This window comes from Saccharopolyspora cebuensis, from assembly GCF_039542665.1.
GTDB lineage: Bacteria > Actinomycetota > Actinomycetes > Mycobacteriales > Pseudonocardiaceae > Saccharopolyspora > Saccharopolyspora cebuensis.
The window spans coordinates 1-15699 of the sequence record NZ_BAABII010000011.1 but is presented as its reverse complement, the minus strand read 5'-3'; the positions used below and the strand labels follow the sequence as shown (position 1 = coordinate 15699).

Below are 15699 nucleotides of genomic sequence, written 5' to 3'. Positions count from 1 at the left end.
GTTCAGCGCACCTGGTCGATCAGGGCCCGCACCCGCGCCCCGACCGACCGGGCGTCGGCCGGGCTGATCAGGTACAGCCGCTCGCCGGAGGCACCGGGTTCGGCGTAGTCGAGGTAGCGGCCGTCGGGTTCGGCGTTGTCGAACCAGCGCAGCACGGCCGAGCGCGTGGTCCGGCCGTTCGGGTCGCGCAGGTTCGCCGCGATCTGGCCGAGCCGGACGTGCGGCGCCTTGCCGATCTCCTGGTACCGCGCGAACTCCCGGTCCCCGCTGGTGGTCCGCTTCGGCCGCTCCATCACGTCCCACTCGTCGGCGTCGTCCGGGTGGTCGACGCGGAACGAGCTCGCCGGCACCTGGACCGCACCCCGGTTCCCCGGCGGGGCGGGCGGCAGCGTGGGCAGCAGCACCTGCGGCAGCGGCACGCCCTCGTGCACCTCGACGGTGAGCATCCCGCCGTACCGGCTGGACTCGCCGGGCGGCTGCACGCCGAGGACCACCCGGTCGCCTTCGGTCTGCACCGCCAGCGCGCGCCAGCAGTGGTCCTCCCCGACCTGCGGGAACCACAGCGAGTCCACCCACAGGTACGGGCGGGCCAGCACCCGCAGCGCCTGCGCGAGCCGCGGCTCGATCTCGTCGGCCACCACGATCCCGGCGGCGACCAGCCCGGGCTGCTCGGCACGCACGATCGCGGCGAACTCCTCACCGGTGCGCCCGTAGGACCGCGCGCCCAGCGGCAGCGTCAGGCCGTCGATCCCCAGGTACTTCAGCACGACGTCCAGCTGCACCGGCGTCAGCCGCCACCGACCCGACACGCTCACCGCTCGTCCTCCCCGACCGCGTTCACTCGCCCAGCACCGGCGGTGCCGTCTTGGGCATGTCGTCGAGCCACACGTCGTCCTGCTCCTCCAGCCAGGACGGCCGCTCGTGCTCCTGGTCCTCCCCGCCCTGGCCGCGCTGACCGGCGCCCATGCCGCCGCCCATCATGCCGCGACCGGCGCTCGACCCACCGCGTCCGGCGGCGCCCGCGGCACCGGCTCCGGCGGGACCGCCACCAGCGCCCACCGGCCCGGCCCCGGCCCGGCCACCCGCGGTCATGCCGGAACCCGCGCCACCACCGGCGCGCCCGACCCCGCCCGCGCCGACGCCACCGGCACCGCGCACCCCGCCGGCGCCGCCCGCGCCGCCTCCGCCGAGGCCGGGCACCATCCCGGCCCCGCCGCCACCGCCACCGCCGCCACCGGAGGGCGGCGCAACGGCGCCGGGCCCCGGGGTGGGGCCGGGCGCGGGGGTGTTCCAGGAGCTCTCCGTCTCGTCGGGCCCGTCGGAACCGCGACCACCGCCGCGACCGCCGTCGGAACCGCGGGATCCTTCGGAGCTGCCGTCCTGGCGGGGGTCCGGCGGCACCTCGCCGCCACCGCCCGGCGACTCGCGCCAGGGCACGGCGCCGCCGCCGCCCGGGGCGGGGTACGAGCCGCCACCGCCACCGACCTCGCCGCCGCCACCACCGGGACCCGGCGGGCGCACCGGGGTGCCCCAGCCGGTGTCCTGGTGCGGGCGGCGCGGGCTCGGCGGTTCGGCCGGGGTGCCGTCGGGCTTCTGGAAGGCGGGCATCCGCGCGTCGACGTCGGTGAGCGTCGGGCTGTAGACCCGCGCCATCGTCTCCTGCGCCTGCTTCTCCGCCTCGCGCTGCTCCCGCATCTGGGAGACCACGTCCGCCGTCACACCCGGCCCCCCGGCCAGCGCCGCGACCGCGGTGCGGCCCCAGCGGTAGCCCTCGGGCTCCGGGATCGCGCTGCGCACCTGGCCCGCGCCGGACGCCGCGGTCTCCAGGTTGTTGCCGGTCATCTCGAAGGCCGCGCCGCTGCCCTCCATCCAGTTCCGGACCGGCGCGCCCATCCGCTGCGCCTGCTCGGCGGCCTCACCCCGCCAGCCGGAGCTGATGATCTCCCGCAGCTTCGAGTCGAACGGAACGGCCCGCGCGCGCAACGACTTCCCCAGGTCCTGCCAGGCCCGCGCGGTCTCGACCGCCTTGCCCTCCTCGATCGTGTCCTGGTTGGTGTTGTAGATCTGCTCGTGGTCGAAGGCCGTCCAGTTCACCGACGAGGAGATCCCCGGCGAGTCGAAGCCGGTGACCTCATCGGCCAGCGCCCGGTTCTCCTCGGCGATCTGGGCCCGTTCCTTCGTCCCCGCGCGCGCCGCCTCCTGCGCCTGCTGCTGCGCTTCCTGCTGGACGTAGGTGTCGTACCCGAAGAGACCGGCCCCGGTGTCGTGCACCGCCCGCCAACCCTGATCGGCCTTGTTCGAGGCCCACTCCATGAAGCCCACGCGTTCCTCCCGCCCCCATCACTCCGGAAGTCTCGACGCCGTCCGCTCGGCGATCGCCTCCACCTCGCCGCACGCGTCGACCGACGACCCGAAGGCCGCCGTGATCCCGTACAGCACGACACCCCCACCGGTGTCGACGACGGCTTCGCACACCCCTTGGTCGGTGCCGCCCGCAGGCACGGCGATCGCCGCCGTCCGGCCTGCCAGCGGGGCCTCGGTGTAGCTGTCCCAGTTCGACGTCGCGTACGACTGGACGCTCTCGTCCTCGTTCTTCTGGAAGGTGAGATCCATGTCCTCGCCGTTCCACTTGCACCCGGGCTCGAAGCTGACCGGGGTGAACTCCTCGGCCTCCGGCCCGACGCCGAACGAGCTCAGTTCCTCGGGCGCGAAAAAGGTGCACGGGTCGAATCCCGCCAGCGCGGGAGCCTCCTCGGGCTGCGTCCGGTCATCTCCCGCGGTCGGTCCGGCGCAGGCCGCCGCGCCGAGCACGGCGATGCCGACCATCGTGGCGCGTGCGGAGCGGAAAAAACTACTCACCTGTACCTCGCTGTAGATCTTCGGCGATCTGCTCGTCAGTCGTCCGGTAGTCCTTGCCCGCCTGGCGGTACGACTCGGCGAGCTTCTGCAACTCGGCCTGCATCTCTCGCAGCAGCGGGAGCGCGCCAGCGGAAGAATCCACCGCCTTGTCGGTGAACCGCTTCTGGAGATCCTGCCCGTCCGGGTAATCGCCGAGTCCGTGAACGCGCTCGATCGCACGTGCGCGGCTGATCAGATCGTCGAGGGCGTCGATCTCGTCCTCGCAGTGCTTTGCGGCGTTCTCCGCCGCGTCCGGCTCTAGGGCGAGCTTGCCCGCGCCGACCGCCTTGCTGATCCAATCGCGCTCCGCGGCGACGGCCTTCAGGCCGATCGCCGCACCGGCGAATCCCGCTCCACCGCCCACCGCGCTGGTCATGGCCATCCCTCCGGGCTCCGGTGATCCATCGCACAGCCGGGAACCACTGTAGTCCCGACGAAGGGGTCATCGGGGCGGTTCCCGGCAAAGCTGGCGGAGCGCCCGGAATTCACCCGAACGGCTCCTGCCGCAGGTGTCCACGCGCGAGCGGGGCGGGAGGTTGCCCGGTGCGGCGGCGCGCCCGTTCGGTCAACACCGCCCGCGTCCGAAGGTCGCCCCGCTAGGCTCGGAGGCGCCACCGTCGCACCGAGGAAGTCACCGGACATGACCCACCGCCGGGCGCCCGCCGTCCACACCCGACCCGCGCTGGCCGAGGCATGACCGGGCCGCCCTGGCAGCAGCCGCCCGGTCCCGGATGGGGCGGACCGCACGGCGGGCCCGATCCGCGGTTCGGGCCGCCTCCCGGACCCCCACCCCCCGGACCTCCGCCTCCCGGGCCCCCACCTCCCGGGCCGCCGCCGCACCAGCCCTGGGGGGAGCCGCCGCGACCGCCGAAGCGCGGTGGCGGACCGCTGCTCGCGCTGCTGCTGGTCGGCGCGGTGCTGGTCACCATCGGCGCGGTGGCGGTCGGCGTCGCGCTCACCTCCGGCGACGCGTCGAACGCGGGCGCCACCGCGACCAGCAGCACCGAACCACCGCCGACCTCGACGACCACCACCACGAGCAGCAGCGCCACCACCAGCGCGCCGCCGACCACCAGGGCGCCCGGGGCCGAGACCGCCCCGGGCCCGCGAGCGGTCGTCGCGCTCGGCGACCACCCGATCAACGTCGCGGGCAACGGCGCGGTCAACACCTCGTGCTCGCTGCCCGCGTTCAGCACCGACGTCGCCGCGCAGGACGCCTTCTACCAGGCCGCGCTGCCGTGCCTGGTGGAAGCGTGGACGCCCGCGCTGGAGGAGGCGGGCCTGCCGGTGGAGACGCCGACCGTGGTCACCACCGGGACCGACGTCGAGACCCCGTGCGGCGTGCGCGGGTGGGACGAGACGGCGATGTACTGCCCGGGCAACCACACCATCTACATGACCGCGCGGTACTACTCCGAGGTGGAGGGGATCACCCAGGCGGGCGCCTACCTCGGCCAGTTCGTCCACGAGTTCGGCCACGCGGTGCAGGGCATGGTCGGCATCCAGACCGCCTACGGGCAGGCGAAGCAGGACGCGGGCGAACCCACCTCCCCCGCCGCGCTGGAGCTCACCCGGCGTTCCGAGCTGCAGGCGACCTGCTTCGAGGGGATGACGCTGGCCGCGCTGCAGAACGGCGGCCTCAGCAACGACTACATCTTCCCGGCGCTGGAGGACTCCTCGAACCGGGGCGACGAGTACAACGTCCACCCCGACCACGGCAGCGTGGCGACCAACCGGGCGTGGGTGGAGCAGGGCTTCTACAAGAACGAGGTCACCCAGTGCAACACCTGGCTGGCCGCGGCCTCCGACGTCGACTGACGCCGGTGCGCGCTCACGGCCGCCGGATGCGCAGCATGACGGCGTAGCAACCGCCGCTGACGGAGGCGAGGGTGAGCAGCACCCAGTTCAGCCGGTCGGCCAGCGCGCCGCGGTCCGAGGTCGGTCCGCCCGCGGGCAGCGCGGTGAACTCGCCGGAGACCTCGACGGGCACCAGCACCTCCAGCCGCTGCCCGTCGACGTGCCCGCAGCCGTCGTAGCGCACCCGGTGCGGCCGTCCGTCCACGACGACCTCGACCAGGTCGCCCCGGGTGCTCCGGGCGCACGGCTCGGGTTCCAGGACGGTGGCGGTGGCGCGGCGGAGCTCGGCGCGGGGACCGGCGGTGAGCTGCGGCCACATCGATGCGGCCAGCACCGCGATCCCGAGCAGCCCCAGCACCAGAAGGATGGGCCCGACCGCCACGGCCCCGCGTTGCCTCCGCACACCCTGGATCGTCCCAGAAACGACTCACCCGGTCGTGCGCACTCGTGGCACCGCCGGATCACGGTTCGGCAGGGGTCACCTTGCGGACGTAGAGCAGCCGGTCGCCCGCCTCCACGGCGTCGGCCTCCGGCGCGTCCACCCGGTAGAGCTGCCCCTCGCGGACCACGCCGAGCACGATGTCCGGCAGGTGCCGGGGCGAGCCGCCGACCTCCTTCGGATCCACCTCGCGCTCGGCGATGGCCAGGCCGACGTCCGGGGTGAGCAGGTCCTCGAACATCTCCACCACCGACGGGGTCGAGGTGGCCATGCCGAGCAGCCGGCCCGCCGTCTCGCTGGAGACCACCACCGAATCGGCGCCGGACTGGCGCAGCAGGTGGACGTTCTCGGCTTCCCGCACCGCGGCGACGACCTGCGCCTTCGGGGCGAGCTCCCGCGCGGTGAGGGTGACCAGCACGGCGGTGTCGTCGCGGGCGGGCGCGACCACGATGGCGCGGGCGCGCTGCACGCCGGCGACCCGCAGCACGTCCGAGCGGGTGCCCGAGCCGTTCACCGTGACCAGGCCGAGCGAGGACGCCGCCTCCAGCGCGGCCTGGTTGGTGTCGACCACGACGATGCGGCCGGCGTCGATGTCGTCGCCGAGCAGCGCCGTCACCGCCGACCGCCCCTTGGTTCCGTATCCGATGACCACGACGTGGTCGCGCACCTTGGACCTCCAGCGTTGAATGCGCAATGCCTGCCGGGAGCGCTCGGTGAGCACCTCCAGCGTGGTACCGACCAGCACGATCAGGAACAGCACCCGCAGCGGCGTGATGACCAGGACGTTGACCAGCCTTGCCATCGGGCTCACCGGGGTGATGTCGCCGTACCCGGTCGTCGACAGCGACACCGTGGCGTAGTAGACGCAGTCGAGCAGGCCGAGCTCACCGCCAGCGCTGTCCTTGTACCCGTCGCGGCCGAGGTAGACCAGCACGACCGCGATCGCCAGCGCGATCCCGGCGCCGATGACGCGGCGGACGATGGACTGCGCCGGGCTGACCCCGGGTCCGGGCATCCGGATCACGCCGACGAGGGTGTGGTCCGGCCGGTTGGTCAGCCCGTCGGTGAGCTCCTCCTTGTTCCGGCCGACGAACGGGTGCGCCAGCCGGGCGGCGCGACGGGGGCTCATGGCACGTGCTCCTGGTGAAGGGGTGCGGGACCGGCGGGCGGTGGTGGCTCGGGGACGCGAGCGGTCGCCGCTTGGGCCCGAGGCCGAAGCGGTGTCGTCGACGGGCACCGACCGCTCACGGCGATGACGGTAACCCGCGCGGAGCGGCGCGCCGCGGCACACCACTGCGCTGTTTCAGTAACAGGTGCCACACGGTGTCCAGATGACCTTGTCCAGTACCACGTACGGCGATTTACCATGCTCCGGTGCAGCGATTCGAGCACGCGGCCCGCGCCGTCGGCTGGGACGGCGACCTCGTCCCGGACGTCGACGTGCTCGGCGCCCGCTTCACCGCCGTGGCGCGGTTGCGCCCGGAGGTCCACCGGTGGCGCACCGACCACGGCTGGGTACCCGAGCTCGACCCGCACCGCTTCCGCCCTTCCGCCGACGCGCACCCGCACGACCAGGTGCCGGTCGCGGCCGTGGACCTGGTCGGCATCCTGGTCCCGGTCTCCCGCGCGCGGCACGCGTTGCGGGCGTGCGGCACCCTGATGACCCTGGCGCCCTGCACGGTGGTCCTGCCGCCGAACTACCCGTACCGGGCGTGGTCGATGCTGGAGCTCGACTACTACGGCATCGGGGTGGTCAGCGGCGGCCAGGACGACCCCGCCGAGCTGGTGGTCCGCCCGGAGGACCGGTCCGCCGAGTTCGGCTCCTCCACCTTCGGGCGCTGGCTGCTGGAAGTCCTCTACTCCCGACTACTCGAACACGACCGGGAACGCACCGAAAACCCCACCTGACCAGCGCCATCAAGCAAGCGGCGCCAGCCGAACCCGCCAGCTCACCCAGCCCCCGTCAGGCAAGCGGCGAAAGCCGCTTCCGCTTTGCCCCACCTAAGCAACTTGCACCGCCGCGGGGTTCTCAGCGGCCTTCTCGCGAGGACGCCCTGACGCCGTGTACGTGGTTGTACATCAGGAAGGGCGCCCGGAGCGAGAAGGCCGCTGAGGTTCCGCCACCGGCACCCCTACGCAACATGACCACGGCACCAGAAGAACTCAAGCCACCACGTATTCGTGCCAGTTGAGGGCTTCTGGATTCCACCTCATCCCCCGGCCGTCCTTGAGCGAGCGCAGCGCCTGCATGCAGTGCGGCCAGCGGCGGATCACGTTGGCCACGGCGACCGGGGTCATCATGTCGGCGGTCCGGTGGTGCTCACCGGGGCCCAGCAGCGCGATCCCGCCCGGGGTGTGCAGGATGTCGCTGAGCGTCACCTGCCCGGACAGGGCGGCCTGCTCCACGCTCACGATGCTCTGCGGCTCCAGGTCCGCGGGCCAGGCGCGCCGGTCGATGTCGCTGGCGACCGGCTGCTCGCAGCCACCGCACTTGCACTCGAACTCCGAGGCCCAGCCGTGCTGCCGCCAGGACCAGATCACGGTCCCGCCGCTGTCGAGCTCGGAGAGCGCGGCGACGTGCGGCCACGCGCCGACCACGGCGCCCAGCACCGTCCTCTTCGACGCCGTGGCCGCGCCGGGCCCGTCGAACGACCAACCACCGGTGTCGTCGCGGTGCACGCGGACCAGCGGGGCGCGCATCGCCAGCACGTCCTCGTCCACGTTCACTTCGGTTTCCGGCGGTGCCTTGAGCTTCCAGTCCGTGTTCATCGCGGGCATGTTCTTCCGCCGAGGACCGGCAACTCAAGCCAGTTAACTCGAAAGTGTATTCATGACAGCGGTTCCGGTGATCGTGGCCGAGTCCCGGCGACGGTCGGCTACCGGGCCTCGGGCACCGCGCTGATCAGGTCCCGCAGCCCGTCGGCGTCGAGCAGGTCGGTGGGCCGCAGCGTGCGGTCGTGCCGGACGTAGTGGAAGGCGGCGCGGACCCGCTCCACCGGCGTGCCGGACAGCTCCGCCCAGGCCAGCCGGTACGCCGCGAGCTGGACCGACAGCGCGGGCAACCGCTCGTCGGGCGGCACCGCGCCGGTCTTCCAGTCCACCACCGTCCAGCCGCCGTCGGCGTCGGCGAACACCGCGTCCATCCGGCCCCGGACCACCACGCCCCGCACCTGCGTCTCGAACGGCACCTCGACCCGGTGCGGCGCGCGCTCCGCCCAGGACCCGGCCAGGAACGCCCGGCGCAGCGCGTCCAGGTCCTCCTGCGGCGGGGCGGATTCGTCCGCGGCGCCGGGGAGTTCGTCGACGTCGAGCAGCGCGTGGGAGGTGAACCGGTGTTCCAGCCAGGCGTGGAACGCGGTGCCGCGCCGGGCCATCGGGTTCGGCGGGAAGGGCAGCGGGCGGCGCAGCCTGCGGGCCAGCGCGTCGGGATCACCGGCGAGTTCGACGAGCTGGCTGACCGACAGGTGATCGGGCAGCCGGACCTGCTCCCGGCGCCGCGCGGCGGCGTCCCGCTCGGCGAGCAGCACGTCCACGTCCCGCGCCCAGGCCGCGGACTCCTCGTCGGGTTCCGCCGCGTCGTCCGGGGGCGCGGCCAGCGCCGCGCGCACCAGTTCGGCGCCTTCGGTGACCGCGGGCCGCCTGCCCGCCAGCGGGTCGGCGGGCCAGCTCGCCGAGCGCACCGCTTCGGCGAGCGGGTTGGCCGCGTCCTCCTCGGGTTGCTCGGCCCAGCGGTCGATCGCCCCGGCGCCGGAACCGCGCAGCGTTTCGGCGAGTTCGAGCAGGAACTCCGACGGCCCCTTGGGCTTGGTGCCGCTCTCGGACCACCAGTGCCCGGACAGCAGCAGGGTCCGCTCGGACCGGGTCACCGCGACGTAGAGCAGCCGGCGCTCCTCGGCGAGCCTGCGCTGCTCGAACCCCTCCTCGTGCGCGTCGAGTTCGGCGGTGAGCTCCTTGCGGTCCATCCCGGCGAGCCGGTCCAGGTCCAGCGCGGGCAGGTCGCGCGCGTCACCGCGCAACCCGGCGGGGAGCTGGGTCACCGAGCGCAGCCAGCTGGAACTCTTCTTCCTGCCGGGGAACACCTCGCGCACCAGGTGCGGCACCGCGACCACGGCCCACTCCAGCCCCTTGGCGGCGTGCGCGGTGAGCACCTGCACCCGGTCCTCGGCGACCTCCACCTCGCCCGGCTCCAAGCCGTCCTCGGCCTGCTCGGCGGCCTTGAGGTAGTCCAGCAGCGCGGGCAGCGTGGCCGACGGGCTGGCGGTGGCGAACTCGGTGACCACGTCGGCGAAGGCGTCGAGGTGGATGCGTCCGGTGCTGGTGGGCCGGGCCAGGCTCTCGATGTCCAGCAGCAGCGAGCGTTCCACGTCGGCGACCAGCTCGGGCAGCGGCTGGTCGAGGCGGCGGCGCAGCGCGGCGAGTTCCTTGCCGAGCCGCCGGATGCGCTGGGCGCCCGCGGCGGAGTACCGCTCCGGCTCGCCCGGGTCGTCGAGCGCGTCGACCAGCCCGGCCTGCTCGGCGGCCTCCCCGGGCAGCGCCTCGGCCACCGGGGAGTCGCCGCCCGCGGGTGCGCCCTGCCCGCCGAGTTCGCGCGCCCGCTCCCACAGCGCGGCGAGGTCGGCGGCGCCCAACCGCCAGCGGGCACCGGTGAGCAGCCGCATCGCCGCGGTGCCCGCCAGCGGGTCGACCAGCACCCGCAGCGCGCTGACCAGGTCGCGGACCTCGGCCTCGTCGAGCAGCCCGCCGATCCCGACCACCTCGACGGGCAGCCCGCGATCGCGCAGCGCGGCGGCCACGTCGGCCATGTCGGAGCGGCGGCGGACCAGCACGGCGGCGGTCGGCGGCGAGCCGGTCCCGTCGAGCTCGGCGTGCCACTGCGCGGCGACCTGGTCGGCGACCCAGTCCCGCTCCTGCCGGACGTCCTCCGTGAGGGCCAGCCGGATGTCCCCGGCCGCAGCGCCGTCCCGGGCCCGCAGCTCCTCCACTTCCAGTCCCAGATCCCGCAGCGGCGCCGACACCGCGTTGGCCAGGTGCAGCACCTCGGGCGGGTTGCGGAAGCTGGTGAGCAGCCCGTAGCGCCGGGCCGGGCCGTCCTGGCGGGGGAAGTCGGTGGTGAACCGCGGCAGGTTGGCCGCGCTCGCCCCGCGCCAGCCGTAGATGGCCTGGGCTGGGTCGCCGACCGAGGTCACCGGCAGCGCCGCGGCCTCGCCGAACAGCGAGCGCAGCAGCACCCGCTGGGCGTGCCCGGTGTCCTGGTACTCGTCGAGCAGCACCGCGCCGTAGCGCTCCCGCTCCCCGGCCACGACCTCCGGGTGCTCGCGGGCCAGCAGCGCGGCCAGCGACATCTGGTCGGCGAAGTCCATCGCGCCCTCGCGCCGCTTGTTGCGGGCGTACTCCTCGACCAGTGGCAGCAGCGCGGTCCGGAGCCGCTGCGCGGCGATGACGTCGGTGAGCTCCTTCGGGATCTTCGCGGACTGCCGCTTGGCCGGGGGCGCGTCCTCGATCTCCCGGCACAGCCGCGCGGCGTGCTCCCGCAGCGCCGCCGGTTCGACGAGGTGCTCGGCCAGCTCCCCGGCCAGCGCGAGCAGGTGGCCGGTCACCGTGGCCGGGACCTTGTCGGTGTCCAGGTCCTCGGTCCAGGTCGCCACCACGCGGTGCGCGAGCTGCCAGGACGCGGTGGCGCTGAGCAGCCGCGCGCCCGGTTCCACCGGGATGCGCAGGCCGTGCTCGGCGACCAGCCGCCCCGCGTAGGCGTGGTAGGTCAGCACGGTCGGTTCGGCGACCGCCACCTCGGCGCGCAGTTGCCCGCCCGGGTCGACCTCGTCGAGCAGCCCCGATCCGGCGAGCCGGCGCAGCCGGGCGCGGACCCGGTCGGCGAGCTGGCGGGCGGCCTTGCGGGTGAAGGTCAGGCCGAGGACGCGTTCCGGGGTGACCACCTGGTTGGCGACCAGCCAGACCACCCGGGCGGCCATCGTCTCGGTCTTGCCCGCCCCGGCCCCGGCGACCACCAGCGCCGGTTCGGGGGGCGCGGCGATCACCGCGGCCTGCTCCGGCGTCGGCGGGTGCAGGCCGAGGGCCTGGGCGATGCGGTGCGGGGTGATCACCGGCCCACCTGCCTGCCCGCCGGGTGCACCGGGCAGCTCGTCCGCGCCGGGCAGCGCCCGCAGTCGCTGTTCTCGGTGGCCAGGTAGGCCGGTCCGACGCTGTCCGCGGCGGCGGAGTGCACCACGTCCAGCCACACCTCGATCCGGTCCTCGTCCAGCGCGGCCTGGCCGCGTTCGGTCGCGGCGCCGTGCTTGTCGGCCTTGGCGACGTAGAGCAGCCGGGCACCGCCGGGCTCGGTGCCCTCGGCGTCGCCGAAGGCGCCCAGCGCCGCGGCGAGCTGGTAGACGGCCAGCTGCGGGTGTTCCTCGGCGTCCTTCTTGGACACCGGCTGCTTGGCGGTCTTGACGTCCACGACCACCGGGCGCCCCTGCGCGTCGACCTCCAGCCGGTCCACCCGGCCGCGCAGCCGCAGCCACGGCCCGTCGTCGCGGGGCGCCACCTTGAGGTCGAGGTCCCGCTCCACCCCGGCCTGGGTCAGTTCGCCGCGCGAGGAGCCGAGCCAGCCGAGGAACGCCTCCAGCATCCCCTGCACCCGCACCCGCTCCCGGCGGGAGAACCAGGGCGCACCGGCGTCCACCGACTGCCACGCCTCGTCGAGCTCGCGGCGCAGCTGCTCGGCGTCGGCGCCCTCGGCCGCGCGCTGCACCAGGGCGTGCACCAGGGTTCCGGTGATGGCGGCGAGTTCGGCGGTGTCCTGCCCGCCGTGGCGCTCCAGCATCCAGCGCAGCGGGCAGCTGCTCAGCGTCTCCACCGTGGACGGCGACACCCGGACCGGCTCGTCCCCGGCGAACAGCGGGGTGGTGGTCGAGCTGTCCGGCAGCCCGTACCAGGTGTCGGGGTCGGCGCCCGGCACGCCCGCCTCGGCCAGCCGGGCGAGCTGCGCGGCGGCGCGGCGGCGGCGCCCGGGGTCGGACTCCGCGTCGCACACCACCCGCCGCAGCTCGCCGACCAGGTCGGCCAGCGACAGCCCCCGTTCCGGCGCGACGACCGGGCGTTCGGCGGTGTCCGGGTCGCTGACCACGCCTTCGAGCTCGTCGAGGAACCGGGACGGCTGCTCGTCCTCGCCGCGCACCGCGCTGACCAGCAGCGACCGCCGGGCCCGGCTGGCCGCCACCAGCAGCAACCGGCGCTCCTCGGCCAGCAGCGGGGCGGTCGCCGAGACCCGGGCGTCCACTCCGGACAGCACGTCGACCAGCCGCTCCACGCCGAGCAGCGAGCCGCGCGAGCGCAGGTCCGGCCAGACGCCCTCCTGCACCCCGGGGATCGCCACCACGTCCCACTCCTGGCCGGTGGCGGCGTGCGCGGTGAGCACCGCGACCGCGTTGTCCCGGGGGGCCTTCGGCGCCAGCGAATCCCCGGCGATCTGCTGGCCTTCCAGGTAATCGGCGAACACCGCCACGTCGGCCCCGGGCAGCCGGTCGACGTGCTGGGCGGCGGCCTCGAACAGCGACACCACGGCGTCGAGGTCGCGGTCGGCCTGCGCCCCGGCGACGCCGCCGCGCTCGCTGGCCGCGACCCAGCGCCGTTCCAGCCCGGTGGCCTTCCAGACCTGCCACAGGACCTCCTCGACGGAGCGACCGTCGCGGACGGATTCGGTCGCGGTGCGCAGCAGGCTCGCGATCCGCCGGGCCGGGGCCGCGGCGGCGTCCTCCAGCGCGGCCAGCTTCTCGTCGGTGCGCAGCGCCTCGGCGAGGAGTTCACCGCTGGGCCGGTCGCCCCCGGCGGCCACCTCCAGCCGCCGCAGCCCGCGCCGCAGCCTGCGCAGCGCCAGCGGATCGGCGCCGCCCAGCGGGGAGGACAGCAGTTCGGCGGCGGACTCGGCGTCCAGCGCCTCCGGCCGGGCCGCGCAGCGCAGCAGCACCAGCAGCGGGCGGATCGCGGTGCGCTGCGCCAGCGGCACGTCGTCCACCGGCAGCGCGATCGGCACCCCGGCGGCCAGCAGCGCGCGGCGCAGCACCGGCAGCGACAGCCCGGTGGAGCGCACCACCACCGCCATCCGGGACCACGGCACCTCGTCGATCAGGTGGGCGCGGCGGAGCTGATCGGCCACCCAGGACGCTTCCTGCGCCTCGGTGGCCAGCAACCGGACCTGCACCGAGCCGTCGGCGCCGTCCTCGGTCGCCCGCAACCGGCGCTGCGGTCCGGTGGCGGGCAACCGCTCCGCGAGCCTGCGCACCGCGTCCCGGACCGCGCCGGACATCCGGTGGTCGACGGTGAGGACCTCGGTGCTGGTCCCGGCCGGGTCGGCGTCGAGCAGCTGGCGCGGGTCGGCGCCGCGGAAGCCGAACACGGCCTGGTCCGGGTCCCCGGCCAGGACGCACTCGGCCGCCGTCTCCCCCAGGCGCCGCACCAGCCAGAACTGCTGCGGGTCGAGGTGCTGGGCGTCGTCGACGAACAGGTGGCGCACCCGCTGCCGCTCGGCGGCGAGCAGCTCGGGGTCGCCGTCGAAGGCGAGCAGCGCGGAGCCGACGAGCTCGGCGGCGTCGAGCGCGGCGGCCTGCGCGCCCCCGGCTCCGCGCAGCAGCGTGACCTCCTCGTACTGCCGCCCGAAGCGCCCGGCGGCGATCCACTCCGGACGGTCGTGGCGCTCCCCGAGTTCGATCAGCCCTTCCGGGCCGATGCCGCGTTCGGCGGCGCGGGAGAGCAGGTCGCGCAGCTCCTCGGCGAACCCGGGCACGGTCAGCGCCGGGCGCAGCGCTTCGGGCCAGTCGGCGGCGCCGAGCGCCACGTCCCCGGCGAGCAGTTCGCGGATCAGGACGTCCTGGTCGGGTCCGTTGAGCAGTTGCGGCGGCGGCAGCTCGTCGCGGACGGCTTGCAGGCGCAGCACCGCGAAGGCGTAGGAGTGGACGGTGCGGACCAGCGGTTCGGCCGCCGTGCGCAGCGGCCCGTCGTCGCCGGTGAGCCGCCGGGTGATCGCGGTGCGCATCCAGGCCGCCGCGCGGCGGCTCGCGGTGAGCACCAGGACGTTCTCCGGCGCGACGGCACCGCGCTCGATGCGGCGGGCGACGGCCTCGGCGAGCAGCGTGGTCTTGCCGGTGCCTGGTCCGCCGAGCACGCGCAGGAATCCCGAGGAGCGCTCCAGCACGCGCTGCCCGGCGGCGTCCCAGCTCAGCCGCGCCGGGGTCGGGTCGCGGCGGACCAGTACGGGGGCGGTCGGGGCGGGCACGACGTCGATGGAACCACGTGCGCCGGACGCGGTGGCGCAGGGAGGGCGGCGGTTCGCGATCGGGCTCACGTCCTCCGTTTGGTGGTTTAAACCAATTCCCGGGCTCTGGGACTCTTCAGCTCCGCGGGTCGCTCCCCCGACGGCCCGGTCCCCCACGGCGCGCGACCGCGCGCCCCCGCAGGAGGTCCACGGTGACGAAGCTCCGCACGACCTTGCTGGCCACCCTCACCGCCGCGTGCGCGCTGGTCGCGACACCCGCGCTCAGCGCGGCCGGCCCGACCGCGGCGCCGAGCCCGATCGGCGCCTCGCCCTACCTCTACAACGGCTGGGCCAGTCCGCCGAACCCGGTCGAGGTGATGAACGCGACCGGAATCCGGGATTTCACCCTCGCCTTCGTGCTCTCCGACGGCACCTGCAACCCGGCGTGGGACGGCACCCGACCGCTCCAGGGCGGCGTCGACGCCGCGACCATCGACGCCATCCGCGCCGCGGGCGGTGACGTGATCCCGTCCATCGGCGGCTACAACGGCGCCAAGCTCGGCGAGGTCTGCCCGGACGCGACCTCGCTCGCCGGGGCGTACCAGGAGGTGATCGACGCCTACGGCTTCAACTCCATCGACATCGACATCGAGGCCACCGAGTTCACCGACCCCGCCGCGCAGGACCGGGTGCTGGAGGCGCTGCGCATCGTCGAGGCGAACAACCCGGGCCTGCGCACCGTGGTCACCTTCCCGACGCTGATCAGCGGCCCGAACCAGGCCGGGGTGCGGATGGTCCAGCGCGCCGCCGAGCTCGGCACCGACGTCGACGTGTGGACCCAGATGCCGTTCAACTTCGGCGGCACCGACATGGCGGCCGACACCATCACCGCCACCGAGGCGCTCAAGGACCTGCTCAAGAGCACCTTCGGCTACAGCGACGCCGAGGCCTACGCGCGCACCGGGATCTCCTCGATGAACGGCCGGACCGACACCGGCGAGATCGTCCGCCCCGCCGACTTCCAGCGGATGGCCGACTACGCCACCGCCAACGGGCTCGGCCGGTTCACCTTCTGGTCGGTCAACCGGGACCGCCCGTGCTCCGGCGACCCGTCCGCGTGCAGCGGCATCGACCAGCAGCCCTGGGAGTTCACCCGCATCGTCGCCGCCTTCGCGGGCTGACCCACCGCCCTATCGTGACGTGAGTGAGGGGCACCCTTGTCCAAGTTACTTGGGCAAGGGTGCCCTTGGGTTCAGGG

The 15699-nt window shown here is 74.6% G+C and carries 12 protein-coding genes; 3 read left to right on the top strand and 9 right to left on the bottom strand.

Annotation, left to right across the window (positions count from 1 at the left end; genetic code table 11):
* Window positions 1-2: 2 nt before the first annotated feature.
* From ABD976_RS17190 to ABD976_RS17175, 4 genes are read right to left on the bottom strand one after another with little or no spacing between them, the layout of a single operon-like run.
* Window positions 3-815, bottom strand: a complete 813-nt coding sequence (locus ABD976_RS17190; protein WP_345364326.1) for an ESX secretion-associated protein EspG — start codon at window positions 813-815, stop codon at window positions 3-5.
* A 22-nt stretch (window positions 816-837) separates the two neighbouring features.
* On the bottom strand, window positions 838-2313 hold the full coding sequence (locus ABD976_RS17185) for a PPE domain-containing protein (RefSeq protein WP_345364393.1): 1476 nt from the start codon (window positions 2311-2313) through the stop codon (window positions 838-840).
* A gap of 27 nt (window positions 2314-2340) precedes the next feature.
* Complete coding sequence (locus ABD976_RS17180) at window positions 2341-2859, bottom strand: DUF3558 family protein (RefSeq protein WP_345364324.1); 519 nt, start codon at window positions 2857-2859, stop codon at window positions 2341-2343.
* Complete coding sequence (locus ABD976_RS17175) at window positions 2852-3274, bottom strand: hypothetical protein (RefSeq protein ID WP_345364322.1); 423 nt, start codon at window positions 3272-3274, stop codon at window positions 2852-2854. Before ABD976_RS17175 ends, ABD976_RS17180 begins: the two co-directional genes overlap by 8 nt.
* 317 nt (window positions 3275-3591) lie before the next feature.
* Between ABD976_RS17175 and ABD976_RS17170 the strand changes: the two genes are divergently transcribed.
* On the top strand, window positions 3592-4716 hold the full coding sequence (locus tag ABD976_RS17170) for a neutral zinc metallopeptidase (RefSeq protein ID WP_345364320.1): 1125 nt from the start codon (window positions 3592-3594) through the stop codon (window positions 4714-4716).
* A 13-nt stretch (window positions 4717-4729) separates the two neighbouring features.
* Here ABD976_RS17170 and ABD976_RS17165 read toward each other — a convergent pair whose 3' ends face one another.
* Entirely contained in the window at window positions 4730-5158 is a 429-nt protein-coding gene (locus ABD976_RS17165) for a hypothetical protein (RefSeq protein WP_345364318.1), read from the bottom strand.
* A 58-nt stretch (window positions 5159-5216) separates the two neighbouring features.
* On the bottom strand, window positions 5217-6323 hold the full coding sequence (locus ABD976_RS17160) for a potassium channel family protein (protein WP_345364316.1): 1107 nt from the start codon (window positions 6321-6323) through the stop codon (window positions 5217-5219).
* 245 nt (window positions 6324-6568) lie between these two features.
* Between ABD976_RS17160 and ABD976_RS17155 the strand changes: the two genes are divergently transcribed.
* Complete coding sequence (locus tag ABD976_RS17155) at window positions 6569-7102, top strand: hypothetical protein (protein ID WP_345364313.1); 534 nt, start codon at window positions 6569-6571, stop codon at window positions 7100-7102.
* A gap of 255 nt (window positions 7103-7357) precedes the next feature.
* Here ABD976_RS17155 and ABD976_RS17150 read toward each other — a convergent pair whose 3' ends face one another.
* The 3 genes from ABD976_RS17150 to ABD976_RS17140 all read right to left on the bottom strand — a co-directional run bounded on the left by ABD976_RS17150 (window position 7358) and on the right by ABD976_RS17140 (window position 14462).
* Window positions 7358-7963, bottom strand: coding sequence for a hypothetical protein (locus tag ABD976_RS17150; RefSeq protein ID WP_345364311.1), 606 nt, complete (start codon window positions 7961-7963; stop codon window positions 7358-7360).
* 107 nt (window positions 7964-8070) lie between these two features.
* The gene (locus tag ABD976_RS17145) at window positions 8071-11295 is read right to left on the bottom strand and encodes an ATP-dependent helicase (RefSeq protein ID WP_345364309.1); all 3225 of its coding nucleotides are present in this window, start codon (window positions 11293-11295) and stop codon (window positions 8071-8073) included.
* On the bottom strand, window positions 11292-14462 hold the full coding sequence (locus ABD976_RS17140) for an ATP-dependent helicase (protein ID WP_345364307.1): 3171 nt from the start codon (window positions 14460-14462) through the stop codon (window positions 11292-11294). Before ABD976_RS17140 ends, ABD976_RS17145 begins: the two co-directional genes overlap by 4 nt.
* 191 nt (window positions 14463-14653) lie before the next feature.
* On the opposite strand from ABD976_RS17140, the gene ABD976_RS17135 reads away from it, so the two are divergent.
* Window positions 14654-15622, top strand: coding sequence for a chitinase (locus ABD976_RS17135; RefSeq protein WP_345364305.1), 969 nt, complete (start codon window positions 14654-14656; stop codon window positions 15620-15622).
* Window positions 15623-15699: the final 77 nt, after the last annotated feature.